29 protein-coding genes and 1 riboswitch are annotated in these 26,453 nt (G+C 61.3%); of the genes, 13 read left to right on the top strand and 16 right to left on the bottom strand.

Annotated elements, in window-relative coordinates:
• Positions 1 to 10: 10 nt before the first annotated feature.
• The 5 genes from BMZ10_RS04940 to BMZ10_RS04920 form a co-directional block, all read right to left on the bottom strand.
• The gene (locus BMZ10_RS04940) at positions 11 to 799 is read right to left on the bottom strand and encodes an ABC transporter ATP-binding protein (RefSeq protein WP_093458905.1); all 789 of its coding nucleotides are present in this window, start codon (positions 797 to 799) and stop codon (positions 11 to 13) included.
• The gene (locus tag BMZ10_RS04935; protein WP_093458904.1) at positions 796 to 1,827 is read right to left on the bottom strand and encodes a FecCD family ABC transporter permease; all 1,032 of its coding nucleotides are present in this window, start codon (positions 1,825 to 1,827) and stop codon (positions 796 to 798) included. Before BMZ10_RS04935 ends, BMZ10_RS04940 begins: the two co-directional genes overlap by 4 nt.
• On the bottom strand, positions 1,824 to 2,852 hold the full coding sequence (locus BMZ10_RS04930) for an ABC transporter substrate-binding protein (RefSeq protein ID WP_093458903.1): 1,029 nt from the start codon (positions 2,850 to 2,852) through the stop codon (positions 1,824 to 1,826). Before BMZ10_RS04930 ends, BMZ10_RS04935 begins: the two co-directional genes overlap by 4 nt.
• A 133-nt stretch (positions 2,853 to 2,985) precedes the next feature.
• Positions 2,986 to 3,181, bottom strand: a riboswitch (cobalamin riboswitch).
• Positions 3,182 to 3,214: 33 nt separating this feature from the next.
• Positions 3,215 to 3,937, bottom strand: a complete 723-nt coding sequence (locus BMZ10_RS04925; RefSeq protein WP_093458902.1) for an aspartate/glutamate racemase family protein — start codon at positions 3,935 to 3,937, stop codon at positions 3,215 to 3,217.
• Positions 3,938 to 4,024: 87 nt separating this feature from the next.
• Positions 4,025 to 5,020: an aldo/keto reductase gene (locus BMZ10_RS04920; protein ID WP_093458901.1), complete on the bottom strand. Its 996-nt coding sequence runs from the start codon at positions 5,018 to 5,020 to the stop codon at positions 4,025 to 4,027.
• A 227-nt stretch (positions 5,021 to 5,247) separates the two neighbouring features.
• Between BMZ10_RS04920 and BMZ10_RS04915 the strand changes: the two genes are divergently transcribed.
• Together BMZ10_RS04915 and BMZ10_RS27670 are read left to right on the top strand one after the other, a co-directional pair.
• Positions 5,248 to 5,805, top strand: coding sequence for an ATP-dependent Clp protease proteolytic subunit (locus BMZ10_RS04915; RefSeq protein ID WP_093458900.1), 558 nt, complete (start codon positions 5,248 to 5,250; stop codon positions 5,803 to 5,805).
• Between the two features lie 65 nt (positions 5,806 to 5,870).
• The gene (locus BMZ10_RS27670; RefSeq protein WP_177182014.1) at positions 5,871 to 6,041 is read left to right on the top strand and encodes a hypothetical protein; all 171 of its coding nucleotides are present in this window, start codon (positions 5,871 to 5,873) and stop codon (positions 6,039 to 6,041) included.
• A gap of 127 nt (positions 6,042 to 6,168) precedes the next feature.
• Here the strand turns inward: BMZ10_RS27670 and BMZ10_RS04910 are convergent, their stop codons facing one another.
• From BMZ10_RS04910 to BMZ10_RS04895, 4 genes are all read right to left on the bottom strand, one after another.
• On the bottom strand, positions 6,169 to 6,369 hold the full coding sequence (locus BMZ10_RS04910; RefSeq protein ID WP_093458899.1) for a con-10 family general stress protein: 201 nt from the start codon (positions 6,367 to 6,369) through the stop codon (positions 6,169 to 6,171).
• A 135-nt stretch (positions 6,370 to 6,504) separates the two neighbouring features.
• Complete coding sequence (locus BMZ10_RS04905) at positions 6,505 to 7,284, bottom strand: endonuclease/exonuclease/phosphatase family protein (RefSeq protein WP_093458898.1); 780 nt, start codon at positions 7,282 to 7,284, stop codon at positions 6,505 to 6,507.
• A gap of 108 nt (positions 7,285 to 7,392) precedes the next feature.
• The gene (locus BMZ10_RS04900) at positions 7,393 to 8,607 is read right to left on the bottom strand and encodes an MFS transporter (RefSeq protein WP_093458897.1); all 1,215 of its coding nucleotides are present in this window, start codon (positions 8,605 to 8,607) and stop codon (positions 7,393 to 7,395) included.
• Positions 8,608 to 8,756: 149 nt separating this feature from the next.
• Positions 8,757 to 10,343 (bottom strand): ABC-F family ATPase, encoded by a 1,587-nt coding sequence (locus tag BMZ10_RS04895; RefSeq protein WP_093458896.1) that lies wholly within the window; start codon positions 10,341 to 10,343, stop codon positions 8,757 to 8,759.
• A 362-nt stretch (positions 10,344 to 10,705) separates the two neighbouring features.
• Here BMZ10_RS04895 and BMZ10_RS04890 point away from each other — a divergent pair, with 362 nt between their 5' ends.
• Both BMZ10_RS04890 and BMZ10_RS04885 read left to right on the top strand, forming a co-directional pair.
• Positions 10,706 to 10,900, top strand: a complete 195-nt coding sequence (locus BMZ10_RS04890) for a hypothetical protein (RefSeq protein ID WP_093458895.1) — start codon at positions 10,706 to 10,708, stop codon at positions 10,898 to 10,900.
• 19 nt (positions 10,901 to 10,919) lie between these two features.
• A complete protein-coding gene (locus BMZ10_RS04885; RefSeq protein WP_256214353.1) occupies positions 10,920 to 11,219 on the top strand; it encodes a hypothetical protein in 300 nt (99 codons plus the stop codon).
• Between the two features lie 148 nt (positions 11,220 to 11,367).
• Here the strand turns inward: BMZ10_RS04885 and BMZ10_RS04880 are convergent, their stop codons facing one another.
• Together BMZ10_RS04880 and BMZ10_RS04875 are read right to left on the bottom strand one after the other, a co-directional pair.
• Positions 11,368 to 11,736 (bottom strand): NUDIX hydrolase, encoded by a 369-nt coding sequence (locus BMZ10_RS04880; protein WP_093458893.1) that lies wholly within the window; start codon positions 11,734 to 11,736, stop codon positions 11,368 to 11,370.
• 210 nt (positions 11,737 to 11,946) lie between these two features.
• Entirely contained in the window at positions 11,947 to 12,276 is a 330-nt protein-coding gene (locus BMZ10_RS04875; RefSeq protein ID WP_093458892.1) for a hypothetical protein, read from the bottom strand.
• Between the two features lie 343 nt (positions 12,277 to 12,619).
• Between BMZ10_RS04875 and BMZ10_RS04870 the strand changes: the two genes are divergently transcribed.
• The 8 genes from BMZ10_RS04870 to BMZ10_RS04835 all read left to right on the top strand — a co-directional run bounded on the left by BMZ10_RS04870 (position 12,620) and on the right by BMZ10_RS04835 (position 19,191).
• Positions 12,620 to 13,468, top strand: coding sequence for a transporter substrate-binding domain-containing protein (locus BMZ10_RS04870; RefSeq protein WP_093458891.1), 849 nt, complete (start codon positions 12,620 to 12,622; stop codon positions 13,466 to 13,468).
• A 65-nt stretch (positions 13,469 to 13,533) separates the two neighbouring features.
• Complete coding sequence (locus BMZ10_RS04865) at positions 13,534 to 14,196, top strand: amino acid ABC transporter permease (protein ID WP_093460024.1); 663 nt, start codon at positions 13,534 to 13,536, stop codon at positions 14,194 to 14,196.
• A gap of 9 nt (positions 14,197 to 14,205) precedes the next feature.
• Positions 14,206 to 14,868 (top strand): amino acid ABC transporter permease, encoded by a 663-nt coding sequence (locus tag BMZ10_RS04860; RefSeq protein WP_093458890.1) that lies wholly within the window; start codon positions 14,206 to 14,208, stop codon positions 14,866 to 14,868.
• Entirely contained in the window at positions 14,865 to 15,656 is a 792-nt protein-coding gene (locus tag BMZ10_RS04855) for an amino acid ABC transporter ATP-binding protein (protein WP_093458889.1), read from the top strand. The genes BMZ10_RS04860 and BMZ10_RS04855 overlap by 4 nt, the downstream gene beginning before the upstream one ends.
• Positions 15,657 to 15,678: 22 nt before the next feature.
• Complete coding sequence (locus BMZ10_RS04850; RefSeq protein WP_093458888.1) at positions 15,679 to 16,068, top strand: RidA family protein; 390 nt, start codon at positions 15,679 to 15,681, stop codon at positions 16,066 to 16,068.
• A 141-nt stretch (positions 16,069 to 16,209) separates the two neighbouring features.
• Complete coding sequence (locus BMZ10_RS04845; protein ID WP_093460021.1) at positions 16,210 to 16,974, top strand: IclR family transcriptional regulator; 765 nt, start codon at positions 16,210 to 16,212, stop codon at positions 16,972 to 16,974.
• A gap of 57 nt (positions 16,975 to 17,031) precedes the next feature.
• Positions 17,032 to 18,237 carry an amino acid deaminase gene (locus BMZ10_RS04840; protein WP_093458887.1) on the top strand — a complete coding sequence of 402 codons (1,206 nt, stop codon included), beginning with the start codon at positions 17,032 to 17,034 and terminating at the stop codon, positions 18,235 to 18,237.
• Between the two features lie 12 nt (positions 18,238 to 18,249).
• On the top strand, positions 18,250 to 19,191 hold the full coding sequence (locus BMZ10_RS04835; protein ID WP_093458886.1) for a 2-dehydro-3-deoxygluconokinase: 942 nt from the start codon (positions 18,250 to 18,252) through the stop codon (positions 19,189 to 19,191).
• Positions 19,192 to 19,209: 18 nt separating this feature from the next.
• Here BMZ10_RS04835 and BMZ10_RS04830 read toward each other — a convergent pair whose 3' ends face one another.
• A complete protein-coding gene (locus BMZ10_RS04830) occupies positions 19,210 to 19,485 on the bottom strand; it encodes a peptidylprolyl isomerase (RefSeq protein WP_081568400.1) in 276 nt (91 codons plus the stop codon).
• A 186-nt stretch (positions 19,486 to 19,671) separates the two neighbouring features.
• On the opposite strand from BMZ10_RS04830, the gene BMZ10_RS04825 reads away from it, so the two are divergent.
• On the top strand, positions 19,672 to 20,838 hold the full coding sequence (locus BMZ10_RS04825) for a PilT/PilU family type 4a pilus ATPase (RefSeq protein WP_093458885.1): 1,167 nt from the start codon (positions 19,672 to 19,674) through the stop codon (positions 20,836 to 20,838).
• A 110-nt stretch (positions 20,839 to 20,948) separates the two neighbouring features.
• On the opposite strand, the gene BMZ10_RS04820 is transcribed toward BMZ10_RS04825, so the two are convergent.
• The 4 genes from BMZ10_RS04820 to BMZ10_RS04805 all read right to left on the bottom strand — a co-directional run bounded on the left by BMZ10_RS04820 (position 20,949) and on the right by BMZ10_RS04805 (position 26,453).
• Entirely contained in the window at positions 20,949 to 21,719 is a 771-nt protein-coding gene (locus BMZ10_RS04820) for a 3-hydroxybutyrate dehydrogenase (protein WP_093458884.1), read from the bottom strand.
• A 10-nt stretch (positions 21,720 to 21,729) separates the two neighbouring features.
• Positions 21,730 to 23,121 (bottom strand): GntP family permease, encoded by a 1,392-nt coding sequence (locus BMZ10_RS04815; protein WP_093458883.1) that lies wholly within the window; start codon positions 23,119 to 23,121, stop codon positions 21,730 to 21,732.
• 276 nt (positions 23,122 to 23,397) lie between these two features.
• Positions 23,398 to 24,807: a sigma-54 interaction domain-containing protein gene (locus BMZ10_RS04810; RefSeq protein WP_093458882.1), complete on the bottom strand. Its 1,410-nt coding sequence runs from the start codon at positions 24,805 to 24,807 to the stop codon at positions 23,398 to 23,400.
• 62 nt (positions 24,808 to 24,869) lie between these two features.
• Entirely contained in the window at positions 24,870 to 26,453 is a 1,584-nt protein-coding gene (locus tag BMZ10_RS04805; protein WP_093458881.1) for an ABC transporter ATP-binding protein, read from the bottom strand.

The following is a 26,453-nucleotide window of genomic DNA, read 5'->3' as shown; positions in this document are numbered from 1 at the left end:
TCGAGTGTGCTCAGATGCAGCGCAGCCGCAGGATCCGCGCGTTGTCGATTGGGTCCGTGAGCCAGTGACCGACGACGCCGAACGTCTCGCGCAGGCGTTCAGGTGTCAGTACTTCAAATGGCGCGCCCACCGCGATGAGCCGGCCTTTGTCCATTACCGCCAGGCGATCACAGGCCAGCGCCTGATTCAGGTCGTGCAGCGCGATCACGGTGGTGACGGGCAAGGTGTGAACCAGCCTGAGAATCGACAGCTGCTGTTGGATGTCCAGATGGTTGGTGGGCTCGTCGAGCAATAGAACCCTGGGGCGTTGAGCCAACGCGCGGGCAATGTGCACCCGTTGCTGCTCGCCTCCAGACAGCGTTTGCCAGGCTCGCTGCGTCAGATGATCGAGGCTGACGCTGGCGATGGCCTGCGCAACGATCTGGCTATCGACTTCCCGCCAAGGGCTCAATGCGGACAGCCAGGGCGTACGACCCAGTTCCACGGCTTGCAGTACATTGATCGAATCGCTGGTCTGCGCGTGCTGCTCGACCACCGCCAGCCGTTGCGCGATGTCGCGTCGCGTCAGGCTCGTCAGCCGCTCGCCGTTCAGCCAGACACTCCCCGCCGTAGGCGTCTGAAGGCCTGCCAGCAGCCTGATCAGGGTTGACTTGCCCGCACCGTTTGGCCCGACGATGCCGAGGTTTTCCCCTTTTCTGATGCACAGGCTGACGTGGCTCAGCAGCGGCGCGCCATTGATCGTATAACTGAGGTCGTGCGCGGCAAGCGCGCTTTCGGCAAGTGGCAGCGGCGCGTTCATCGTGGGCGGTTTCCGCGAAGCAGGATCAGGGCAAACACCGGTGCACCCACCAACGCGGTGATCACGCCGATGGGCAAGACCTGGCCCTTGATCAGAGTGCGTGAGAGCACGTCGGCGGCAATCAGAAACAGCGCACCGCTCAATGCACTCAAGGGCACCAGTCGCGCGTGACGGACACCCGTCATCATGCGCACTGCGTGTGGAATCACCAGGCCGACGAAACCGATGGAGCCGACAATGGACACCATCACGGCGGTCGTCAAAGCCGCCGTCGCGATGAGGATCGCCTGTACCCGACGCACGGGAATGCCCAGCGACGCTGCGGAATCCGCGCCGAAGGTGAAGGCGTCCAGCGAGCGTCGGTGCCAGAGACAGACCAGCAGACCCGCCAGCACCACCGGCACAGCCAGCGTCACCGATGCCCAGCGCACGCCGCTCAGATTGCCGAGCAACCAGAACATGATGCCGCGCGCCTGTTCGGCGCTGGCCGATTTGGTGATCAGGAAGGAGGTCAGCGCGTTGAACAATTGTGAGCCGGCGATGCCTGCGAGAATGATCTGGCCTGTGGCTGTCTGGCCTCGGGACGAGCGCGCCAGCAGCGCAACCAATGCGAAGGCTGCGACTGCGCCGACGAAAGCGCCGGCCGACAATGAGATCGCCCCGGCGCCCAGGCCGATGATCGCGACGAGTACTGCGCCGGTCGAAGCGCCCGCAGAGATGCCCAGCAGATAGGGATCGGCAAGCGGGTTGCGCAGCAGCGATTGCAGCACGACGCCCGAGACTGCCAGACCGGCGCCGCAGGCAGCGGCGACAATGGCGCGGGTCAGGCGGTAATTCCAGATGATACCTTCATCGATGGCGTCCACCGCATAGCCGGCGGCCCACAGCTTGTTCGCCAGCACCTGGCCGATCACCGGCAGACTGATCGACGTCTCGCCAATCGCCACCCCGGCCATCACCGCCATCAGCAACGCCGCGCTGACCCACGCTGCATGGGCGATGAATCGTCCTGCACGGGAAGGCTTCATTGAACGTCGGCTACCCGGTGCACGGCGTCGCCGAGTTGCTCGATGCCGTTGAACAACCGCACGCTGGATTCCATGGCGCTGGCGTCCATGATGACGATCCGATTCTGTTTGACCGCCGCCATGTTGCGCGTGACCGGGTCGGATTTCAGAAACGCCAGTTTCTTTTCGTGATCGTCGGCGGGAAAGCGGCGGCGATCCATGCGGGCGATGATCAGAATGTCGGGATTGGCCCGGGCGATGGTTTCCCAGCCCACTGGCGGCCATTCCTCGTCGGAGTCGATGACGTTGCGCATGCCCAGGGTGTCGAGCATGAACGCCGGAATGCCCTTGCGCCCGGCCACATACGGATCGACGCTGATGTCGGGGCTGGAGAACCAGAACACGGCCGACACCTGCTTGCCGTCAGCCTTTCTGGCATGTTCGACGGCCTTCGCCAGCCGCGTCTGATAGCCTGCCACCAACTGCTCGCCACGAGCCTGCACGTCGAAAATTTCGGCCAGCTGGCGAATGCTCTTGTACAGCGTGTCTATCCGGAACGCCTCGAGTCGCGTGCCGTCGGCGCCGACGCTGTTGTTCTTGCCCTCGCAGTCGGACGGCAAGATATAGGTCGGGATCTGCAGGTCATGGAATTGCTCCCGGGTGCCGACGGCGCCCTGTGGCCCGACCATCCACTCGAACTGCACCGGCACGAAATCCGGGCGTCTGGCGATCACCGATTCGAAGCCCGGCGCGTTATCGGCCAGACGCTCGATGCCGTCATTGACTGCCTTGTACTGCGGCAGCACCGCGTTGAACCACAACGAGGTCGCCGCGACATGCTCGCCCACGCCCAGCGCGTAGAGCATTTCGGTGGCGGCCTGGCCGATGGTCACTGCCTTGCGCGGGGCGTGAGTGAACGTCAGCGGCACGCCGCAGTTGTCGAGGGTCAGCGGGTAATGAGTGGCGGTTGCTGGCGCGGGAGTCGCCAGCGCGGCAGTGGACAGTGTCACGGCGGTCAGCAGAAGGGCGAAACGGCGCAGCGGCATGTAGGGCGACTCCAATGGACCTGTCGGTGGCAGGCGGACACTGGAAAGCACATCCCGTCGCTGCGTGTTCACGCGGCGAAGCAGTGAGGCGCAAAGCGCGCACGCGGGAGTCCTTCCCGGACACCCCGCCGGCGAATGAGTGAAGCTTGCCGGCAGGTCTCCTGACTGGCGCGTCGTCGTCCTGTTCCGGCCTTCCCGGGATAACCCAGTGGCAAACATGGAGCAGGACTCAGCGCCTACAGTTGCGGGGACAGTTCCGTTTGAGCCCGAATAAGGGCTCGCGGATTCCCTATTAATTCCGAGTGGAAACCGGCGGCGGCGATACTAAACGATTCGGCGAGAGCAGGCGAATCGTCATGCGCTTATTTCGCGAAGGGCCAGCCGACGATTTTTTTCGGCCGGGGCGTGGCGTACGTCCTGACCTTGGAGGTGCTCAAGCCCAGGCGCACCAGCGATTCGGCCAGCACCACCGCTGCGGTCACGCCGTCGACCACCGGCACGCCGGTGCGATCGCGGATCTTCTGGTCCAGGCCGGCCATGCCGCCGCACCCCAGGCAGATCACCTCGGCCTTGTCCTGCGCCACCGCGACAGCGGCTTGCTCGACAATCGCCTCAATGGCGCGTTCGGGCTGTTCTTCCAGCTCCAGCACACTCATGCCGCTGGCTCGCACCGAGGCGCAGCGCTCAAAGACGCCGGCCAGTTTCAGACGATCCTCGATCAACGGCACAGTGCGGTCCAGCGTGGTGACCACCGAATAGCAATGGCCCAGCAGCATTGCCAGGCTGGCGGCCGCTTCCGTGATGTCCACCACCGGCACGTCGAGCAACTCCTGCAGCCCCTCGCGGCCATGCTCGCCATAACCGGCCTGAATCACCGCGTCGTAAGGCTGGTCGTAGGCCAACACGCGGTCCATCACGGCGATGGCGGCCAGGTAGCTCTCGAAGTTGCCTTCGACCGATTCGGCGCCGAAGCGCGGGGTCAGACCGACGATTTCAGTGCCGGGTGACGCGACACTGCGGGCTTGCCCGGCGATGGTGTCGGTCATGGACTCGGTGGTGTTGACGTTGACGATCAGAATTCGCATCAGTGAGGTCTCGTGCGGGGGTTCAAGGTCGGCCGTCCGGCGGCCGATTCACTGGCGAATAATGCATGGCGCCGAAGCGGTCCGTCTTCAGTCTTTTGCCGGCACTGGCGCCTGAGGCGAAATGAAGCCCTGATCGCGCATCGCCTGCCAGAACCCCACCGGCACCTGGGCGTGCAGGGCAGCGACATCTTCAGCGATCCGGGAAGGGCGGCTGGCCCCCGGAATGACGGCGGCCACCAGCGGGTTGGCGAGGACGAACTGCAACGCCGCCGACTTGATGTCGACCTGATACTGACGGGCGATTTCCTGAATGTGCGCAACCTTGTCGAGCATCGCCTGTGGCGCTTCCTGGTATTCGAAATGCTTGCCGCCCACCAGCACGCCCGAACTGTAAGGGCCGCCGACGACGAACTCGGCGTTGTGCTCCCGAGCCTTGGCGAACAGCCGCTGCAGGGGCTGATCGTGGTCCAGCAGCGAATATCGGCCGGCCAGAAGGAACCCGTCGGGCTGCGCTTCGCTCAGGTCCAGCGTCAGTTCACACGGCTCGACACGGTTGACACCCAGCCCCCACGCCTTGATCACGCCTTCTTCACGCAGGCGGGTGAGGGTGCGGAAGGCCCCTTTGCGAGCGACATTGAAATGCTCGATCCATTCATCACCATGGGCGTCCTGCGCGACGTCGTGGACGAACACGATGTCCAGGCGATCAGTGTTCAGCCGTTTCAGACTGGCCTCGATCGAGCGTAGCGTCGCATCCGCCGAATAGTCGGTGATGATCTTGTTTTTCAGGCCTTCGCTGAACGGGCCGCTCCGGGCTGCGGTGTCGAGTTCGTCTGAAACCAGTCGGCCGACCTTGGTGCTGAGGGTGTATTCGTCTCGCGCATGGTCGGCAAGCGCCTTGCCCAGGCGCTGTTCGGACAGGCCCGCGCCATAGACCGGTGCAGTGTCGAAATAGCGGATGCCTTGATCCCACGCCGATTGCACGGTGGCTGCCGCTTCCTCTTCGCTGATGGTGCGGAACATGTTGCCCAGTGGTGCGGCGCCGAAGCCCAGATGACCGATAATCTTGTCGTGCAGACTCATGAAAATGCCCTGTTCTGTGCGTCATGGGAAAGCGCGCGTGCAGTGTCATCGACGGTGCGCGGTGTGTTGTACTGATCGTTGATTGAAGCAGGAGTTCGGCGCGAGCGGGCCGGATGCTCGCGCCCCTGACCCGACTGCGCTGGGCGAGGGCAGCATGCAACTTTTAGCGGCCGTGCAGCTTCCAACCTATCAGGCCGCGGTGATTTCCCGGAAGCGGAGGGCAGTAGATGAGTGAGCACATCATCCATTTCCATTGTGGGGTCGATCAGACCAGCACCGAGCATTTTCGTGATCGTTGTCTGGAGGCCATCGGCAAAGGCGCCACCGGCCTGTTGTTGAACCTGTCCACCGCAGGCGGCAGTACGGCGCTGGGGTTCACGATCTACAACTTCCTCAAATCCCTCAAGGTCCCGATTCGAGCGCTTAACAGCGGCAACATCGAATCCATGGGCATCGTCATTTATCTCGCCGCCGAGGAGCGAATCGCCTGTCCGCATTCGCGTTTCTTGATTCACCCGATGAACTGGTACTTCAACCAGAGCTCAGTGGATCATTCACGGCTGCGCGAATACCTGCGCAGCCTGGACAATGACTTGCAGCGCTACGTCAATATTTACCTGAGTGAAACCGACGGTGCCGCGCACCCGCTGGACATTGGCCGGTGCCTGTCGGCCGAAGAAAAAGTCATCCGCGCCGAAGACTCGCTTTCCTGCGGGATCGCCCATCGGGTCGAGCAGTTGCAGTTCGCGGAGGATGCAACGCACTGGACTGTCAGCTCGAGCTAATCTCAACCTTGAACCAACGCTTCGCCAAAGCAGGCCAGCAACCTGCCTGATATGAGGACCCTGACATGCACATCACAGTAAACACCCCTTCGGACCGGCTCGGCGCCGCGGTGTCAGGCGCTTTTGAGCCTGATGAGGAAGTGGAAGTCGACGTCGACAATGATCCGGGCAACGAAGACCCGGGCTCGCAGTTTGACCGCGATGCCACTGTGCCGTTAATCGAGGGGGATGAATAAGGCGCCGCTACGGGGTGACCATCCAGGGATGGACGGCGCTGCCGGTTCTGAACCTGAATAAAGATGCCACGCCAAAATAAAAGAGCGAGAGCTTTCGCCCTCGCTCGATTCTCCTGGCAATCGCTGATCAGGATTTACGGCCTGCGCCGCCTTGTGGCATGGAGCCACCTTTCTTGCTCGCGTCATCGCGGGTTGCATCAGATGCTTTCTGCCGGTCATTGGCGACATTGCTGCCGCCCGAAGCCTGGCCGCCTTTTTTGCCTGCATCAGAGGCTTTCTGGCGATCGTTTGCAAAATTGCCAGGGTTCGACTTTCCGGTATTAGCCATGATTGCGTACCTCTTGTTGTTAATAAGGCGAGTCATGTGGCTCGCATTATTTGGGATGAGGCGGGCGAACGTTGGTTTAAAGAATTAACCGCTTACCGGACAAACGGCAGCCGTCGCTTGCAGTCGATCCCGCGATCACATGTGCACTTCCACGGCAAGCGGCAGGTGGTCGGACAGATGCGTCCAGGGCCGAGTGCCCAGAATCCTGGGGTCGTGGCTGGTGGCGTTGCGCAGGTAGATGCGGTCCAGACGCAACAACGGAAACCGGGCAGGGTAAGTCTTGGCCAGTCGTCCCAGATTGCGTTCGAACGCCTCGTGCAAGTATTCGCATCGGCCCAGGCGCTTGTTGCCGCGCAGTTGCCAGTCATTGAAATCACCGGCGATGACCACGGGGGCGTGATCGGGCAGCGAATCCAGCAGCGCGCAGAGCAGATCCAGCTGCAACTGCCGATGACTCTCGAGCAGGCTCAGATGCACGCAGATCGCATGCACTTCAGCATGCCCGGGCACCTGCAGGACGCAATGCAGCAGACCACGCCGCTCAGGGCCGGTGATCGACACATCGAGGTTGCGGTAGTGCAGGATCGGGTACTTGAACAGGATCGCATTGCCGTGGTGACCGTCGGGGTAGACCGCGTTGCGGCCGTAAGCGAAATCGCTCCACATGCTGTCGGCGAGAAATTCGTATTGAGAGGTCACCGGCCAGTCCTGATAACGGGCCGCGTGACGGTCATGGCCGCCGAGGACTTCTTGCAGAAACACCAGATCGGCGCCGGTGCTGCGCACCGCCTCGCGCAATTCCGGAAGGATGAAGCGCCGGTTCAGCGCCGTGAAACCTTTGTGTGTGTTGACGGTGAGAACGCGCAGCTTATGAACGTCGGGCGCGTGGGCCAGGTCCGAGGACGATGCACTCATGCCTGCAGGGTCGGGAGTCACACGCACGCTCCTGTTGCGAGGGATGTTTACGTCGGACCGGGGCGCGTGTCTCCAGTTCAGCTTTTTCCACCGGCGCGCCCGCTTCGATCAGACCCGGGTATCCACCGCAGGACGGCGCGACAGCAGCACGGTCAGCGCCAGGGCCAATATCGACAGCAGCGCGGCAAAGAAGAAAATCCAGCCGTAGCCCATGCCCAGCGCAATGGCACCCATCAGCGGGCCCGCGATGGCGAGCGCCAGGTCGAAGAACACCGCGTAAGCGCCCAGCCCCGCGCCCCGGCTGCTGTTGGGCACTTGCTTGATCGCCTCCACGCCGATGGCCGGATACACCAGCGAGAGCCCGAAACCGGTCAATCCGGCGCCGACCAGCGCCACAGTGGTACCGGGAGCCAGCCACAACAGCACCAGTCCAACCGTTTCGACCGACATGCAGGTGATGGCCGAGCGGAAGCCGCCGAAGCGGGTGATCGCATTGATGAAGAACAGCCGCGCGACGATGAAGCAGACGCCGAATACCGTCAGGCACCACGCGGCGCCTTCCCAGCCTCGGTTGACGTAGTACAGCGTGATGAAGGTGGTCAGCGTTCCGTAACCGATCGAAGACAGGGTCAGGCCCAGTCCGTAAGGGGCGACACGACCGAACACCGACCAGAATGCCATGCGTTCGCCGCGCACCACCGGCACGGCAGGTTTGTTGCGAATCAGCAACAGTGCACCGGCTGCCAGGGCGGTAAGCGCCAGTCCGAGGCTGACGAAACCCAGCGCACCCACCATCAGCACGCCCAGCGGGGCGCCAATGGCAATGGCGCCGTAAGACGCGATGCCGTTCCAGGAAATCGAGCGCGCGGTGTGTTCCGCACCGACCTGGCCGATGCACCAACTGATGGTGCCGACGCCGATCAATCCCTGGGAACCGCCCAGAATCAGACGTGCAATCACCAGAATGACAAGGCTGGTCCCGGCGAAGCTCTGCAGCAGGACCGCAACGACGGTCAGGACACCGCTCAGCGCGATACCGGACAGACCGTAGACAATCGCCCGTTTGGTGCCGATGGTGTCGCAGATTCGACCGGCCACTGGGCGGCTGAGCAGCGTCGCCAGGTACTGGGAACCGATCACCAGTCCGGCGACGACTGCACTGAAGCCGAGCTGGTCGTGCACATAGCCGGGCATGACGGCAATGGGCAGGCCAATGCACAGGAACGCGACGAAGGTATAAAAGACGATAGAGACGATTTGCAGGGTTATCGTCGTGGAACTGACGTTGGCAGCGGACGTATCAGGCGGCAGGGCAGCAGACATGGGACTCTTCGCTGGAGCGGTGGGAGTGCCCCATCATCGCGCGGCATGAGAAGAAATGAAAGCAGGCTAACGACTTTGTCTTGCACTGAATTCAGCCCCATGAAAAACCCCGTCGCAAGGACGGGGTTCAGACAGCGTGCGACGCGGGTTTAGAACACCACGCCCTGGCTGCGCAGGTAATCATCGTAGGTGCCGCTGAAGTCGGTCACGCCATTGGGGCTCAACTCGATGATGCGAGTGGCCAGCGAGGATACGAATTCACGGTCATGGCTGACGAAGATCAGCGTGCCCGGGTAGTTCTCCAGCGCCAGGTTCAGCGCCTCGATGGATTCCATGTCCAGGTGGTTGGTCGGTTCGTCCATCACCAGCACGTTCGGCTTCTGCAGGATCAGCTTGCCGAACAGCATGCGACCCTGTTCGCCACCGGAAATGACCTTGACCGATTTCAGGATCTCGTCGTTGGAAAACAGCATGCGACCCAACGTGCCACGAATGACTTGCTCGCCCTGGGTCCACTGGCCCATCCAGTCGAACAGGCTGACGTCGTCTTCGAAATCGTGAGCGTGGTCCTGAGCGTAATAGCCCAGCTCAGCGCTTTCAGTCCATTTCACCGAGCCCGAATCCGGCGTCAGTTCGCCCATCAGGGTGCGCAGCAGGGTGGTCTTGCCGATGCCGTTCGGGCCGATGATCGCCACACGTTCGCCGGCTTCAACGGTGAAGCTGAAGTTCTTGAACAGGGTCTTGCCGTCGAAGCCCTTGGACATCTGCTCGATGGTCACGGCCTGACGGTGCAGCTTCTTGGTCTGTTCAAAGCGAATGAACGGGCTCACGCGGCTCGATGGCTTGACCTCGGCCAGCTGGATCTTGTCGATCTGTTTGGCGCGGGAGGTGGCCTGCTTGGCTTTCGAGGCGTTGGCCGAGAAGCGGCTGACGAAGGTCTGCAGCTCGGCGATCTGGGCCTTTTTCTTGGCGTTGTCGGACAGCAGTTGCTCGCGGGACTGGGTCGCCGCGGTCATGTACTCGTCGTAGTTGCCCGGGAACAGGCGCAGTTCGCCGTAGTCCAGGTCGGCCATGTGCGTGCAGACGCTGTTCAGGAAGTGCCGGTCGTGGGAAATGATGATCATGGTGCTATTACGCGCCGTGAGAATGGTTTCCAGCCAGCGGATGGTGTTGATGTCCAGGTGGTTGGTCGGCTCGTCGAGCAGCAGGACTTCAGGATCGGAAAACAGCGCCTGAGCCAGCAAAACGCGCAGCTTCCAGCCCGGCGCGACTTCGGTCATCGGGCCGAAATGCTGTTCGAGTGGAATGCCCAGGCCCAGCAACAGCTCACCTGCACGGGATTCGGCGGTGTAGCCGTCCATCTCGGCGAATTCGGTTTCGAGCTCGGCCACCGCCATGCCGTCTTCTTCGCTCATTTCCGGCAGCGAGTAGATGCGGTCACGTTCGGCCTTGACCTTCCAGAGCTCTTCATGACCCATGATCACGGTGTCGATGACCGTGAATTCCTCGTACGCGAACTGATCCTGACGCAGTTTGCCAAGACGCACGTTCGGCTCGAGCATGACCTGACCGCCCGACGGCTCCAGATCGCCACCCAGAATCTTCATGAAGGTGGATTTGCCACAACCATTGGCGCCGATGAGGCCGTAGCGATTGCCGTTGTTGAATTTGACCGAAACGTTCTCGAACAGCGGTTTGGCGCCGAACTGCATGGTGATGTTAGCTGTGGAAATCAATTACCTTACCTTTCAATAGCTTGGAAGTGACGCGACGCAGGCGTGATACCGTCGGGGATTGCCGGGCGAGCCGCAGGTGTCACACCTTCAGTGGATCCAGCAGACAAAAAACAGCCTCAGCGTCGACCTTGAGCAGGTGCGCTGGCGTGATGAATGCGGGATTCGTGCCGGACAGTGGCGAGCATTGTCGCATAGCTGGCGTTACAGATATATGGGGGACGAGGGCTCGGGCTCGACGAAATGCTCAACGCGAGCGTGTGAGTCGGATGTAGGAAAACTCTGATTCTCCGGTCCCATCATTGTCAGCGAGCGCTTCACTGACCAGACTCCGTTGTGTCGATTACTCATGGATGGAGACCGCTATGTTACGCAAGCACACCTCGAACCCTGCTTTTCCTACGTTGACCGCCCGCCTTATGGATGTGCGCCTGATCGCATTGACCGCCGGGACCGCCATTGTCGCCAATATGCTGTTTCCCGGCCTGGGCAGTTCGGCTATCGGTGGGGTGCTCGGCGCGCTGTTCGGTTTTCAGGCGTTGAAACCGGATCGATCGTGAAGAGGGGTGGAGCCTGCCAGTGAGTCAGTTTGATTACTCGATCATCTGCAGCGTGCTGTTCATTGTCGTCTATCTGGCCGGTGCCTGCATTCATCGTCAGACGCCCGACCTGTCGCACGTCGTGATCATCACCACCGCATGCTCCAGTACGGTTGCCGCGGTCTTTCTGGGCGTCATGACCTACGTCGCAACACCTGACCAACTGGGCATTCTGCGAGAACACAAGGCCAGTGTCATGACCGGTGCGGTGGCGCTGATCTGGGTTTCCCTGGCATCTGCCTGCAACAGCCTCTTGCATCCCTGGCGCAGGGCGCGGTGACGCCGTAGGGTTGAAGTCTGTCAGCAAATTGCAGGCAAGAAAAAGCCCGCGATGGGGAGTGCGGGCTTAAAGTCAGTCTTGGAGGAGCCATTGAAGGCTACCGAAGACGATGTGAAAGAAACGTGAATAACTCTCAACAAAATTTAAGTTAAGGAATTTCGTTGTTCAAAAACGCTTTCACGATCGACCTGGCAGACGGGTTGACCTTCTGATCACCCAGTTCCTTGACCGTAAACCACTTGCACGCCGCGATCTCGTTTTTTGGCGAAGGCGTGGCGATCATCGTGACCGATACCTCGAACACATGATGCAGAACGGTGCCGCCTTCGAAGCGCGTCACATAGGCCAGGTCTTCCAGTATCAAGCCGGTTTCTTCACGCAGCTCTCTGGCAGCCGCCTGTGAGGGCGTTTCGTCAGTCTCGACCTTTCCGCCCGGCAGTGTCCAGCGCGCCTTGGGTTTGCGCACGTAGAGTATCTGGTTGTCTCGCCGACAGATGACGGTCGCTCGTTCTTTCATTGGATGGTCCTCCACCGTACAACCCGTGAGATGTTCAGCGTGAATGCAACGTCACGTAGTTGTCACAAAAGCTTCATATAGCGCTTTGAAGCACTTACGGTGCCAATGTTCCGCTTGCTTTATCAGTGCAGAATTCCTTGCCTGATCATATTCACTCCGGTCCGCTGGAAGGGCAGGACCAATAGTGGCCTTAAGCTATGAACGCTCTGGTTACTGCTCGTTCACCGGCGCCGTGGCTTTTTTGGTCTTTGATACTGCTTTATCGGACGACTCCATGGATTTCTGATGCGTCTGGGTTTTTCCAACCGGTTTTTTGCCGGTTGCGTCGCCGTCGGCTGGGCGGATGGCCGTGCGCTTTTCGTAACCGTTGGCGTCGCCGCCGGTACCAACTGCCGGAGGGGACGGATTTACCCTAGGGGGCAGGGCCGAGCCGGAAGACTGCCCCGCCAGTTGCGCGGCGGTGTTTTGCGCCGATGCACCTAAGGGCAGAGCGCCCAGCACCGCGGTGAACAAGCATCCAATCAGGTTTGAGCGAGTCATCACATGTCTCCTTCGGAGTGTCATTGTCACTGCTTAGGCCGTCGGCTTCGAAGCCATGTGCAGCTCTAACGACGAACGGGGCAGCTCCCTCCATGCGCAGAGATGGCGCGACCACGCACCCGAATGGGGCCTTGATTCCCAACCGCGTGGCGATTAGTAGCGCAATGGATCATTCCAAAAGGGTTCAAAGGCGCCTCTCCTGTACCAGCCCGTTGAAATAGCAGCGCTTTAAACGGCTTCAACTCGCCGCGTCTTCTATGGCACACTTTCTGCTGTCTATTCCGTTGTTACATACCTTGTTCCGCTATAGCGGAATCAACTATTACTCGGCGGAGTTTTTCTCATGCATCGCGGACCTTCTCTCCTGAAAGCTTTTGCACTCGTTCTGGCCGCCGCGGCTACGGCGGTCTCCACCGCGCAGGCAGCGGACAGCAAGCTCGACAGCGTCTTGCAGCGCGGTCATCTGGTCGTGGGGACTGGCAGCACCAACGCGCCTTGGCATTTCCAGGGGGCAGACGGCAAGTTGCAGGGCTTCGATATCGACATCGCACGCATCGTCGCCAAGGGCTTGTTCAATGATCCAGGCAAAGTCGAGTTCGTCGTGCAGTCGTCCGATGCGCGGATTCCCAACCTGCTGACGGACAAAGTGGACATGAGCTGTCAGTTCATCACCGTGACCGCCAGCCGCGCCCAGCAGGTCGCGTTCACCCTGCCGTACTACCGCGAAGGTGTTGCCCTGCTGCTGCCAGCCAACAGCAAATATAAGGAAATCGACGACCTCAAAGCCGCCGGTGACGGTGTCACGGTTGCGGTGCTGCAGAATGTCTACGCCGAGGAACTGGTGCATCAGGCGCTGCCCAAAGCCAAGGTTGATCAGTACGACAGCGTTGATCTGATGTATCAGGCGATCAATTCGGGCCGTGCCGACGCCGCTGCCACCGATCAGTCATCGGTCAAATACCTGATGGTGCAGAATCCTGGCCGTTATCGTTCACCGGCGTTCGCCTGGAGCCCGCAGACCTATGCCTGCGCCGTCAAGCGCGGGGATCAGGACTGGCTGAACTTCGTCAACACTGCGCTGCATGAAGCCATGACCGGCGTGGAATTCCCGACGTACGCGGAATCCTTCAAGAAGTGGTTCGGGGTGGATCTGCCGACGCCACAGATCGGCTTCCCGATGGAATACAACTAACGCGACCTGCCATTGAAAGGGGCAGGGAAGGCCTCAGTGTCTTCCTGTCCCGGGTGCTGCTGACCATGAATTATCAGTTGAACTTTGCGGCAGTCTGGCGGGATTTTCCCAGCCTGCTCGCCGGTCTTGGATTGGGGCTGGAACTGGCCCTGATCTCCATCGCCATAGGCTGCGTCATTGGTCTTATGGCGGCGTTCGCGATGTTGTCGCGCTATCGGGCCTTGCGTCTGGTGGCTTCGGTTTACGTGACGGTGGTTCGCAACACGCCCATCCTGGTGCTGATTCTGTTGATCTACTTTGCTTTGCCGAGCCTGGGCATCCGCATGGACAAGATTCCCTCGTTCATCGTCACCCTTTCGCTCTACGCCGGCGCTTACCTCACCGAAGTGTTCCGTGCAGGTCTGCTGAGCATTCACAAGGGGCAGCGTGAGGCTGGGCTGGCAATCGGGCTCGGCGAGTGGCAAGTGCGCGCGTACATCATCGTGCCGGTGATGCTGCGCAATGTGCTGCCGGCGCTGTCGAACAACTTCATCTCGCTGTTCAAGGACACGTCGCTGGCCGCTGCCATCGCCGTCCCTGAGCTGACCTATTACGCGCGCAAGATCAACGTCGAGAGCTACCGGGTGATCGAAACCTGGCTGGTGACCACGGCGCTGTATGTCGCCGCGTGTTACCTCATCGCCATGCTGTTGCGCTATCTCGAACAGCGCCTGGCCATTCGCCGCTAGGAGGCCGACATGTACGAACAACCTACCTGGCTGCATGAATTGTGGATCGCTCGCGAGGCCCTGTGGTCCGGCTTCATCACCAGCGTTCAGTGCGCCGCACTGGCCATTGTCTGCGGCACGTTGATCGGCGTGTTCGCCGGACTGATCCTGACCTACGGGAAGCTCTGGGCGCGGCTGCCGTTTCGCTGCTATGTCGACCTGATCCGCGGCACGCCGGTGTTTGTGCTGGTGCTGGCCTGCTTCTACATGGCGCCGGCGCTCGGCTGGCAAATCAGCGCGTTCCAGGCCGGCGCGCTGGGGCTGACGCTGTTTTGCGGGTCCCACGTTGCCGAGATCGTGCGCGGCGCTTTGCAGGCCATCCCCCGCGGGCAGCTTGAGGCCGGCAAGGCGATTGGCCTGACGTTCAGCCAGTCGCTCAGCTACGTGCTGCTGCCTCAGGCGTTGCGGCAAATCCTGCCGACCTGGGTCAACTCGTCCACGGAAATCGTCAAGGCTTCCACGCTGCTGTCGGTGATCGGTGTCGCGGAATTGCTACTGAGCACGCAGCAAGTCATCGCGCGCAATTTCATGACGCTGCAGTTCTATCTGTTCGCCGGCTTTCTCTTCTTCGTCATCAACTACGCCATCGAGCTTCTTGGGCGGCAAATCGAAAAACGGGTGGCCTTGCCATGACTCAGATCCAAACCACAACCGCTGCCCCGGCGCTGCTGAGCATCGAAGGGCTGCACAAATCCTACGGTCCGGTCGAAGTGCTCAAAGGCGTCGACCTCAAGATGAACAAGGGCAATGTCGTCACGTTGATCGGTTCCAGCGGCTCGGGCAAAACCACGCTGCTGCGCTGCGTGAACCTGCTCGAAGAGTTTCAGGGCGGGCATATTCGTCTTGAAGGGCAGGACATCGGCTACAGCGACGTCAGCGGCAAGCGAGTGCGCCACCCGGAAAAGGTCATCGCCCAACACCGCGCCATGACCGGCATGGCGTTTCAGCAGTTCAACCTGTTTCCGCACCTGACGGCGCTGCAGAACGTCACCCTCGGCCTGCTCAAAGTCAAAAAGATGCCCAAGGATCAGGCCGTGGCGCTGGCCGAAAAATGGCTTGAACGGGTGGGTCTGCTGGAGCGTCGCAACCATTTCCCCGGGCAGCTGTCCGGCGGTCAGCAGCAGCGTGTGGCGATTGCCCGCGCTATCGCGATGAACCCAAGCCTGATGCTGTTCGATGAAGTGACGTCTGCGCTCGACCCTGAACTGGTGGGTGAAGTGCTCAGCGTGATCAAAGGTCTGGCCGAAGAAGGGATGACCATGCTGTTGGTCACCCACGAGATGCGCTTTGCCTATGAAGTGTCCGATCAGATCGTCTTCATGAACCAGGGCCGGATCGAAGAACAGGGTCCGCCCAAGAGCCTGTTCGAACAGCCGAAGTCGGCCCGGCTGGCCGAATTCCTCAAAAACATTCGTTTCTAACGCTCAATCAAAGGAGATATTCATGAGCATTACTCGTTACGGCGCTGGCAGCACCGCAGGTGGCGGTCAGCCACGTCCATTCGCCCGTGCGGTCGAAGCCGACGGCTGGCTGCACGTGTCCGGACAGGTACCTGCTGAGAATGGCGAGATCATCAATGGCGGCATCGTCGAGCAGACCCACAAGACCATGCAGAACCTGGTGGCGATCCTCACCGAAGCCGGTTACGGCCTCGAGGACGTCGTTCGGGTGGGCGTCTGGCTCGAAGATCCGCGGGATTTCTGGAGTTTCAACAAGGTCTTCGGCGAGTACTTCAAGCCTGAGCACGCGCCGGCTCGCGCGTGCGTGCAGGCGAGCATGATGGTCGACTGCAAGGTTGAGATCGACTGCATTGCGTACAAAAAGAAGGCGTAAGACGACGCGCCGGTGTTGCGCGGCGTCATCGAACCATTGCGGGTGCGGAATCATTTTGCGCCCACAGGTTCCTGCTCGCCGGGCTAGCGGTAGACTGCCAGTCTTCTTCAAGAGACCACTGCCTCAATGGAAAGCGCCACGATGACCGAAGACACCATCAAACGCCGGGCCCGCGGGCTCGACCGGGCGTTCGATATCCTCGATTTCCTCAAGGAAAAGGGCACGCCTTTGCGGCCGAACGAAATCGCCATCGGCATCGGCAGTCCGAAGTCGACGGTCTATGAGCTGGTGAGTTCGCTGCTGGAGCGACGTATTCTGGAAACAGTCGGCAAGGACGGGCACGTCTACCTCGGTCGTCAGCTGTACTTTCTCGGCCAGGCGCACTTGCGCCATTTCGACTTCACCCGAGAGGCGGAAATCAGCCTCGGCGAAATCGTCGAGCAGACGCGGGAAACCGCGCAGATGTGCCTGCTCAACGGACGCAAATACACCGTCGCGCTTATGAAGGAAGGGGCCCGGCACTTTCGCATTTCTTCGGACATCGGCGAAGACGCGCCCATCCCGTGGACCGCTTCGGGCCGTTTGTTGCTCGGCCATCTCAGCGATCAACAGATCATCGATCTGATCGACCCTGAAGATTTCATTCTGCCCAGCGGTGAGCGCCTGACCCTGGACACCTTCATCGGTGAGATCCGCAAGGCCCACGAAGAGGGGTTTTTCTCGTTCAACAGCATTGCCGACACCTTTACCCATTGCTTCGCCGCGCCGGTGCGGGACAAGCAGGGCATCTGTATTGCGACCCTGTGCATTGTCGCCCCGCGGGCCGATGCCAGCGCGCACTATGAACATTACCGGCGGGTGCTGATCGACTGCGCCGACAGTCTCGCGCGTCGAGTCAATGACTAACGCCAACGATCAGCGGGTGTTTATCCCCGACACGAACAAGCATTCCGGAGAACAGACATGAACATTGCTGCAATCGAAAAGGGCGCCGCCAAACCGGGCGACCAACTGGTACGGGATGTGAGCCTGCCGGCGCTGGTCATCCACGACAAGGCGCTGGAGCACAACCTGCGCTGGATGCAGAAATTCGTCAGTGACAGCGGCGCGGAGCTGGCGCCCCATGGCAAGACCAGCATGGTCCCCGCGCTGTTCCAGCGGCAGTTGCAGCACGGCGCCTGGGGCATGACCCTGGCCACCGCCGTGCAGACCCGGGCCGCCTATGCCCACGGTGTTCGCCGGGTGTTGATGGCGAATCAGCTGGTTGGCGCGCCGAACATGGCGATCATCGCCGAGATGCTGACCGATTCGCTGTTCGATTTTCACTGCATGGTCGATCACCCGGACAACGTCAAGGCGCTTGGCGAATTCTTCGCTGCCAAAGGCCTGCACCTGAACGTGATGATCGAGTATGGCGTGGTCGGCGGGCGCTGCGGCTGCCGCAGCGAGGACGAGGTGATGGCGCTGGCCGAGGCGATTGCCGCGCAACCTGCGCTGAAACTGACCGGCATCGAAGGCTACGAAGGCGTGATTCATGGCGACCAGGCGGTCAGTGGCATTCGCCAGTTTGCCGCATCACTGGTGCGTCTGGCCGTCACGCTGCAGGACAAGGGCGCCTTCGCCCTGGACCGCCCGATTGTCACTGCGTCGGGCTCGGCGTGGTACGACCTGATTGCGGAAGAGTTCGACAAGCAGCAGGTGCGCGAACGCTTCCTCAGCGTGCTGCGCCCGGGCAGCTATGTGGTTCACGACCACGGCATTTATAAACAAGCGCAGTGCTGCGTGCTGGACCGTCGCCACGACCTGAGCGAAGGCCTGCAACCGGCGCTGGAAGTCTGGGCGCATGTGCAGTCGATGCCTGAACCCGGTTTCGCGGTCATCGCGTTGGGCAAGCGTGACGTCGCATTCGACGCCGGAATGCCGAACCCGATCAAGCGTTACAAGCCGGGCGTAGTGCCGGCGCAGGGCGATGACGTGAGCGCGTGCGAAGTCACTGCGGTCATGGACCAGCACGCCTTCATGACGGTTGCGCCGGGGTGTGAGCTGCGCGTGGGGGACATCATTTCGTTCGGCACCTCGCACCCGTGCCTGACCTTCGACAAATGGCGCACGGGTTGCTTGGTCGGCGACGATCTGAGCGTCATCGAATCTTTCGAAACCTGCTTCTGACAGGAGTCTGCAATGAGCGAGATGGTGAGTCACAGTCATCCGCGCGTGGCGCTGATCGGCGAATGCATGATCGAGCTGCAGCAGCATGCCAACGGCACGCTCAAGCAGAGTTTCGGCGGCGACACGCTGAACACCGCGGTGTATCTGTCGCGCCTGTTGGGCTCGGCCGCGCAGGTGGACTACGTCACGGCCCTTGGCGACGACAGCTTCAGCGACGCCATGTGTCAGGTTTGGGCGGACGAAGACATCGGCCTGAGCCGGGTTCAGCGTCTGCCGGGCAGGTTGCCCGGGCTTTACTGCATTCAGACCGATGCCAACGGCGAGCGGCGGTTCCTCTACTGGCGCAATGAGGCGGCGGTGCGTGACTGTTTCACCACGCCGGCTGCCGAGCCGATTCTTGCGGCACTGCCCGAATACGACGTGCTTTATTTCAGCGGCATTACCTTGGCGGTGCTTGGTGAGGTGGGCAGGGCGCGGCTGTTATCGACGCTGGGCGAGGCGCGGGACCGGGGCGCGCGCGTGGTGTTCGACAACAACTACCGACCGCGTCTGTGGCGCAGTGTCGATCAGGCGCGCCAGGCCTATCGAGCAGTGATGCATGAGGTCGACTTGGCGCTGCTCACCGAAGAGGACGAGCAGGCGCTGTTCGATTACAGCGACAGCGAGCAGATCCTGGCGGCGTATGGTGAGCTGGGCGTCAGCGAGGTGGTGATCAAGCGTGGCGCGCAAAGTTGTCTGGTGCGTTCGGGCGAGCGTCGCTATGAGATCCCGGCGCAGCCAGTGCACAAGGTCATCGACACCACGGCGGCCGGCGATTCGTTCAGCGCCGGGTACCTGGCCCGCCGGCTGCGTGGTGGCAGTCCGCAGGAAGCAGCTGAGGCGGGGCATCGTCTGGCGAGTCTGGTGATCCAGCATCCCGGCGCGCTAATCCCGCGCAGTGTCATGCCGGCCTGACAGCAGGCGGTACGATCCTCAGTCGCGGTAAAACACCTGCACCAGGTGATAGCCGAACTTGCTCTTCACCGGGCCGTGCACGGTGCGCAGCGGCTTCTTGAAGATGATTTGATCGATCGCTCCGACCATCTGGCCGGGGCGAACCTCTCCCAGGTCGCCGCCACGTTTGCCGGACGGGCAGGTCGAGTATTTCTTGGCTAGCACGTCGAACGCTTCGCCTTTGGCGATGCGCTGCTTGAGCTGCTCGGCCTCTTCGGCGGTCTTGACCAGAATGTGGCGGGCTTGAGCTTTCATGTTGAAATCGCCTCGATAAAAAAGCCGCGCATTATGCCTTTGCAGCGCGAATTCAGGTAATTTCCTTCACCTTGATCGGACCAACGACGCGCAGCCCGGCTGTTTGCGGCGAACGTTGGTTCGGGTCGAAGGTCGCACACAGTGTCGACCTGCAGTCTTCTTAAACCTTTTGTGCGGTATTGCCTTATGGATTTTCCGGCGTTGTTGAAGGTTCTTGCCACCCAGGACGGTTCGGATCTCTATTTATCCACGGGCGCGCCACCCTGCGCCAAGTTCAACGGCGTGCTGAAGCCGCTGGGCACTGAGGCATTCAAGCCTGGCGACGTGGCGCTTATCGCCGACGGCATCATGGACGCCGAGCAACGCATGGACTTCGAGCGTGAACTTGAAATGAACCTGGCGTTTTCCCTTTCGGGCGTCGGGCGTTTCCGCATCAACATCTTCAAACAGCGCAACGAAGTGTCCATCGTGGCGCGCAACATCAAGCTCGATATTCCCAGATTCGAAGACCTTCATCTGCCGCCGGTGCTGCTCGATGTGGTGATGGAGAAGCACGGCCTGGTGCTGTTCGTCGGCGCCACGGGCTCGGGCAAGTCGACGTCGCTGGCTGCCCTGATCGATCACCGCAATCGCCACGCCAGCGGGCACATCATCACCATTGAAGACCCGGTCGAATTCATCCATCGGCACAAGAAATCGATCATCAATCAGCGTGAGGTCGGGGTCGACACGCGCAGTTTTCATGCAGCGCTGAAAAACACCCTGCGTCAGGCGCCGGATGTGATTCTGATCGGTGAGATCCGCGACCGCGAGACCATGGAGCACGCGCTGGCTTTCGCCGATACGGGACATCTGGCGATCTCCACGTTGCATGCCAACAACGCCAACCAGGCGCTGGATCGCATCATCAACTTCTTTCCGGAGGAGCGTCGCGCGCAGCTGTTGCATGACCTGGGCAACAACCTCAAGGCGTTCGTCTCGCAGCGGCTGGTCAAGACCAAGGACGGCAAGCGCCGAGCTGCCGTTGAAGTAATGCTCGGCACGCCGACCATCCGTGACCTGATCCATCGCAACGAGCTCACCGAGCTCAAAGGCATCATGGAAAAGTCCACCAATCTGGGCATGCAGACCTTCGACAACGCGTTGTACGACCTGGCCATCGAAGGCGCGATCAGCGAGGATGAGGCGCTGAAGAACGCCGATTCCGCGAACAACGTGCGGTTGCGTCTGAAGCTGCACAGCGAAGGCGGTCATTCGACGATCACCACGCCACCTCCCGCGCCACAGCCTGCGGCGCAGGTCGACGTCAAGGACTGGGGCCTGGTGGACGAGCGCGACGAGCCGGGGGCTTGAAACCAGGGGTCAGGCGTCTGCCTGCGCGTAGACGGAGGGTGTCAGCCGGTCATTCCGACTGACACCTGAGCCTCACAGACAAGCCCCCCGTCTCGGGGTGAGCCCAGACGTTATCGCGCCAGCCAGCCACCGTCGATGTTCCACGCAGCCCCACGCACCTGGGCGCCAGCGTCACTGCACAGGAACAGCGTCAGCTCGCCCAGCTGCGAAGGGGTGACGAACTCCAGCGACGGCTGCTTCTCGGCCAGCAAATCATGCTTCGCTTGCTCAATGTCCCCGGTTTCGGCGCCGCGATCGTCGATCTGCTTCTGCACCAGCGGGGTCAGCACCCACCCGGGGCAGATGGCGTTGCAGGTAATCTGACTCGCCGCTGTCTCCAGACCCACGACCTTGGTCAGGCCGATGACGCCATGCTTTGCCGCAACGTAAGCGGCCTTGCCAGTGGAGCCCACCAGCCCATGAACGGAGGCGATGTTGACGATCCGCCCCCAGCCCTTTGCACGCATGCCCGGCAGGCAAAGACGGGTGCTGTGAAACACCGATGACAGGTTGATGGCGATGATCTTGTCCCAACTCTCCACCGGAAAGTCTTCCACGGCATCGACGTGCTGGATCCCGGCGTTGTTCACCAGAATGTCGACGCCGCCGAACTCACGCTCGGCGTAGGCGATCATGTCGGCGATCTGCCCGACGTCGCTGACATCCGCAGGATGATGGCCGACCTTGCCGCCGTACTGCCTGACTTGCTCGATCACCGCCGACGCATCGCCGAAGCCGTTGAGCACCAGGTTGGCGCCAGCCTTGGCCAGCGTCAGCGCGATGCCCAGGCCGATGCCGCTCGTGGAGCCGGTGACCAGTGCGGTTTTGCCTTGCAGACTCATGTTCAGATCCTCACACGATGCCGGTTGCATAGAAGATGGCGATCACCACGAAGACCGCCAGGGTCTTGATCAGGGTGATGCCGAAGATGTCTTTGTACGCCTCGCGATGGGTCAGTCCGGTCACCGCCAGCAGCGTGATCACGGCGCCGTTGTGCGGCAGCGTGTCCATGCCACCGCTGGCCATGGCGGCGACGCGGTGCAACACCTCAAGCGGAATGTTCGCCGCGTGGGCCGCCGCGATGAAGCTGTCCGACATCGCTGCCAGTGCGATACTCATCCCGCCTGACGCCGAGCCTGTGATGCCGGCGAGCAAGGTCACGGTAATGGCTTCGTTGACCAGCGGATTGGGGATGCTTTTCAGCCCGTCCGCCAGCACCAGGAAGCCCGGCAACGAGGCGATGACCGCGCCGAAGCCGTATTCCGACGCAGTGTTCATGGCCGCCAGCAATGCGCCACTGACGGCGCCTTTGCTGCCTTCGGCCAGTTTCGTCCTGACCGTGCCGAAGGCGAACAGCAGGACGAACACGATGCCGACCAGCAGTGCCGCTTCGACCGCCCAGATGGCCGTGATCTTGGAAATTTCCGTCTGCACTGGCGCTGTCATGCCGGGCAGCGCCAGCGTGTGGGTCTTGCCATACCACTGTGGAATCCACTGGGTGAACAGCAGGTTCATGATCCCCACCAGCAACAGGGGCGCCAGGGCGATCCACGGGTTGGGCAGGGTGATATCGGCCGGTGTCTCGGGCTCGTTGCGCAGCTCTGTGCCGTAGCCTTCACCGGCGCGCTGGGCCTTGTTGCGCTGACGTTGAAGAAACAGCATGCCGGCACAAAAGACGAACGCCGTGCCGATCAGGCCCAGCCAGGGCGCGGCCCATGCTGTGGTGTTGAAGAACGTCGAAGGGATGATGTTCTGGATTTGCGGCGTGCCGGGCAGGGCGTCCATGGTGAACGAAAATGCACCCAGGGCGATGGTCGCCGGGATCAGCCGCTTGGGGATGTCGCTTTGCCGGAACATCTCGGCAGCGAATGGGTACACGGCGAACACCACGACGAACAGCGACACCCCGCCATACGTCAGCAGGGCGCACACCAGCACAATCACCAGCATGGCCTGGCGTGTGCCGAGCAAACCAATGGCTGCCGCGACGATGGAGCGCGAGAATCCGGACAACTCGATGAGCTTGCCGAACACGGCACCTAGCAGGAACACCGGGAAGTAGAGTTTGACGAAGCCGACCATCTTGTCCATGAACACGCCGGTGAAGGCGGGCGCCACGGCGGACGGGTCGGTCAGCAAGACCGCGCCCAGGGCGGCGATGGGGGCAAAGAGGATAACGCTGTAACCACGGTAAGCAGCAAGCATCAGCAGCGCGAGGGCTGCCAAAGCGATGATCACACTCATCGAGTGTCTCCTGTTGTTTTTGTTCTGGATGCGGTCGAGCCGCGCAACAGGAGGTATAGCTACTTTCGTGCCACTGCGCTAAGTGATTGATTTCGTTAAGGATAAGTCCGGGCTTGCGAAAGTTGTAACCCATGGTTGTCTCGAAAAAGAGACTTCCCGATTCAAACCTGCTCCATCAGCGACTGCCGGAACAGTGGCCAACGACCGGCGCGCAGGTCTGCCGAGACCATTTCGGGCGGGCATACGGCGTGTCTCCCTTCGTAGAATGTTGTCTCGTTATTGAGACTCGGCAATGCCCAGCGCGGCCATTTTCTTGTAGAGCGTCGATCGTCCAAGCCCCAATTGCTGGGCCGCCAGGACCACATTGCCGTCACACTGTGCGAGTTTTGCGGTGATCAGTTCACGATCGAAACGCTGCCTGGCTTCGCTGTACGTCTCGTCGTTAAGCGGTTGGGGCGCCGTCTGCGGGTCAGCGGCGACAAGGGTGCCGATCGCTGTGCGGATTTCAGTCGCCCCCAGGTGCAAGTCGTCGCTGAGCAGCGCGGCCCGCTCCAGCACGTTGCGCAACTCCCGTATGTTGCCCGGCCAGGCGTGCTGCCCCAGGGTCGAGAGCCCGGCGGGTTCCAGCTCATGCTGGCTGCGCAGGTCTTCGAGGATGGCCTCGGTCAGCGCCGGGATGTCGTCCAGTCGCTGGCGCAACGGCGGCACTTCGATGGGCAGCACGCTCAGGCGGTAATACAGGTCTGCGCGGAACTCGCCGCGCTTGATCGCCGCTTCAAGATCCGTGGACGTCGCCGCGATCAGGCGCACATTGCTCTTGATCATCTCGTTCGAGCCAACCGGCTCGTACTCTTTTTCCTGAAGCACCCGCAGCAGTTTGCTCTGCAGAGGCAGCGGCATGTCGCCGATCTCGTCGAGAAACAGCGTTCCGCCCTCGGCCAGATACAGCTTGCCTTGACGCCCTCGGCGATCGGCACCGGTGAATGCACCGGGCGCGGTGCCGAAGAACTCGGCTTCCAGCAGCGCTTCGGGGATTGCCGCGCTGTTGATGCTGACGAAAGGCTTGTGCGCGCGCGGCGAGGTATTGTGGATGGCGTGGGCGAGCAATTCCTTGCCGGTGCCCGTCTCGCCCAGCAACAGCACCGGAGAATCCGTGCTGGCGCTGCGTCGGGCGCGTCGTTTGACTTCCAGACTCGCCGCGCTGGTCCCAATGAAGTGCGCAAAACTGTACTTGGCCTGGCGCGCGCGCAGCATCGAGCGTGTCGAGGCCAGTTCCTGCTGCATGCTTGAATAACGTTTGAGCAGCGGCGACAGCGCATGCAGCTCATCGAACAGGGCGAAGCCGATGGCGCCAATGACGCCGCCGCCGTCGTCATGAATCGGCAGGCGCATGACCACCAGCGGGTCCTTGGCGGTGTCCATCATGTCCAGCAGGATCGGTTGGCCGTTGCTGGCCACCTGACGCAGCAGGCTGCCGGGGATGACTTGCTCGCACGGCTGGCCGACCGCGCGACTGGCGTCCTCCAGGCCGAAACGCCGGGCATAGCGCTCGTTGATCCAGACGATCCGTGCCTCGCGGTCGACGATGACCGTACCTTCACTGGATTGCTCGATGATTTCGAACAGAGACCGGATAGCCAGACGCCGGACGCGTCGGTAGTCCTTCAGGCTTTCGCTGTCTTTCATGGATCGTTCCGTAAATCCGGTTCCCGGCATCTGGCCGCACAGACTGCTGATTGTTGCCCGTTTCAGTTGAAGCCTGGATGCGCCGCCGCCAGAAGCTCCCGGGTGTACGGGTGCTGAGGTGCATCGAATACATCGTGGCTGGCACCGCGTTCGACCACCTTGCCGTCCTTGACCACGATCAGGTCATGGGCCAGCGCCCGGACAACGGCAAGGTCGTGGCTGATGAACAGGTACGTCAGCCCGTGCTTTTCCTGCAATTGCCGCAATAGCGCAACGACCTGTTTCTGCACCGTGCGATCCAGTGCGGAAGTGGGTTCGTCGAGCAGAATCAGGGCAGGTTTAAGCACAAGTGCGCGGGCAATGGCGATGCGTTGTCGCTGCCCGCCAGAAAACTCATGGGGGTAACGGTGCCGGCTCAACGGGTCGATGCCCACTTCCTCCAGCACGCGAATCACCTCGGCCTCACAGCAGACCTTGTCCAGTTCACTGTGGACTTCCAGCCCTTCGCTGATGATCTGCGCCACCGACATGCGCGGGCTGAGACTGCCGTAAGGGTCTTGAAAGACCACCTGCATCTGCTTGCGCCACGGGCGCATCTGTTTCTGATTCAGGCTGTCCAGCGCGTGACCCTTGAAACGGATACTGCCACGGGATTCCAGCAAGCGCAGGATTGCCTGACCAAGTGTCGATTTGCCGGAGCCGGATTCGCCGACGATGCCCAGTGTCTTGCCGCGCTCGATACTCAGGCTGATGTCATCGACGGCTTTCAGGTATTCCTGATGGCGATTGAAAATGCCGCCACCCAGTGAGAACCAGACCCGCAGGTTATCGACCTCCAGCACCTTCTCGCGGGTGTCCCGGGGCAGCGGCTCGCCGGCAGGCTCCGCGTCCAGCAACAGCTGGCTGTACGGGTGCTGCGGGTTCCTGAACAGCAGATGACAATTGGACTGCTCGACGATTTCGCCGGCGCGCATCACGCACACTTTCTGGGCAATGCTGTGGACCAGATTCAAGTCATGACTGATCAGAAGCAGCGACATGTTCAGGCGCTGCTGCAGGTGTTTGAGCAGGAGCAGGATCTTGCGCTGAACGGTGACGTCCAGCGCCGTTGTCGGCTCGTCGGCAATCAGCAATTCGGGCTCGCAGGCCAGCGCCATGGCGATCATCACCCGTTGCCGCTGCCCACCGGACAGTTCGTGAGGATAAGCTTTCAGGCGCTTCTTCGGATGCTGGATGCCCACCAGTTCGAGCAGTTCGAGGATACGGGCCTGCGCCGCCTTGCCACTCAGGCCCTTGTGCAGCAACAGCGTCTCGCCAATCTGTTTGGCGACAGTGTGCAGAGGGTTGAGCGACGTCATCGGCTCCTGAAAGATCATCGCGATCTGATTGCCACGAATCTGCCGCATGGTCTTGCCGTCGGCGCCCAGCAATTCCTTGCCGCGATAACGAATGCTGCCTGTGCTGACCGTGCCCGCCTGAGGCAGCAATTGCAGGATCGAGTGCGCGGTAACCGACTTGCCGGAACCGGATTCACCCACCAGCGCCAGGCATTCACCCGCGGGAATGTCCAGGCTGAGGTGCTTGACCACGGTGTTGCCGCTGAACGACACCGACAGGTCGCGGATTTCAATCAGGTTTTCGGACAT

Source organism: Pseudomonas sp. NFR16 (assembly GCF_900108875.1).
Lineage (GTDB): Bacteria > Pseudomonadota > Gammaproteobacteria > Pseudomonadales > Pseudomonadaceae > Aquipseudomonas.
Note: the sequence above shows the minus strand (reverse complement) of the source record. Positions and strands in the feature narration are given on the sequence as shown.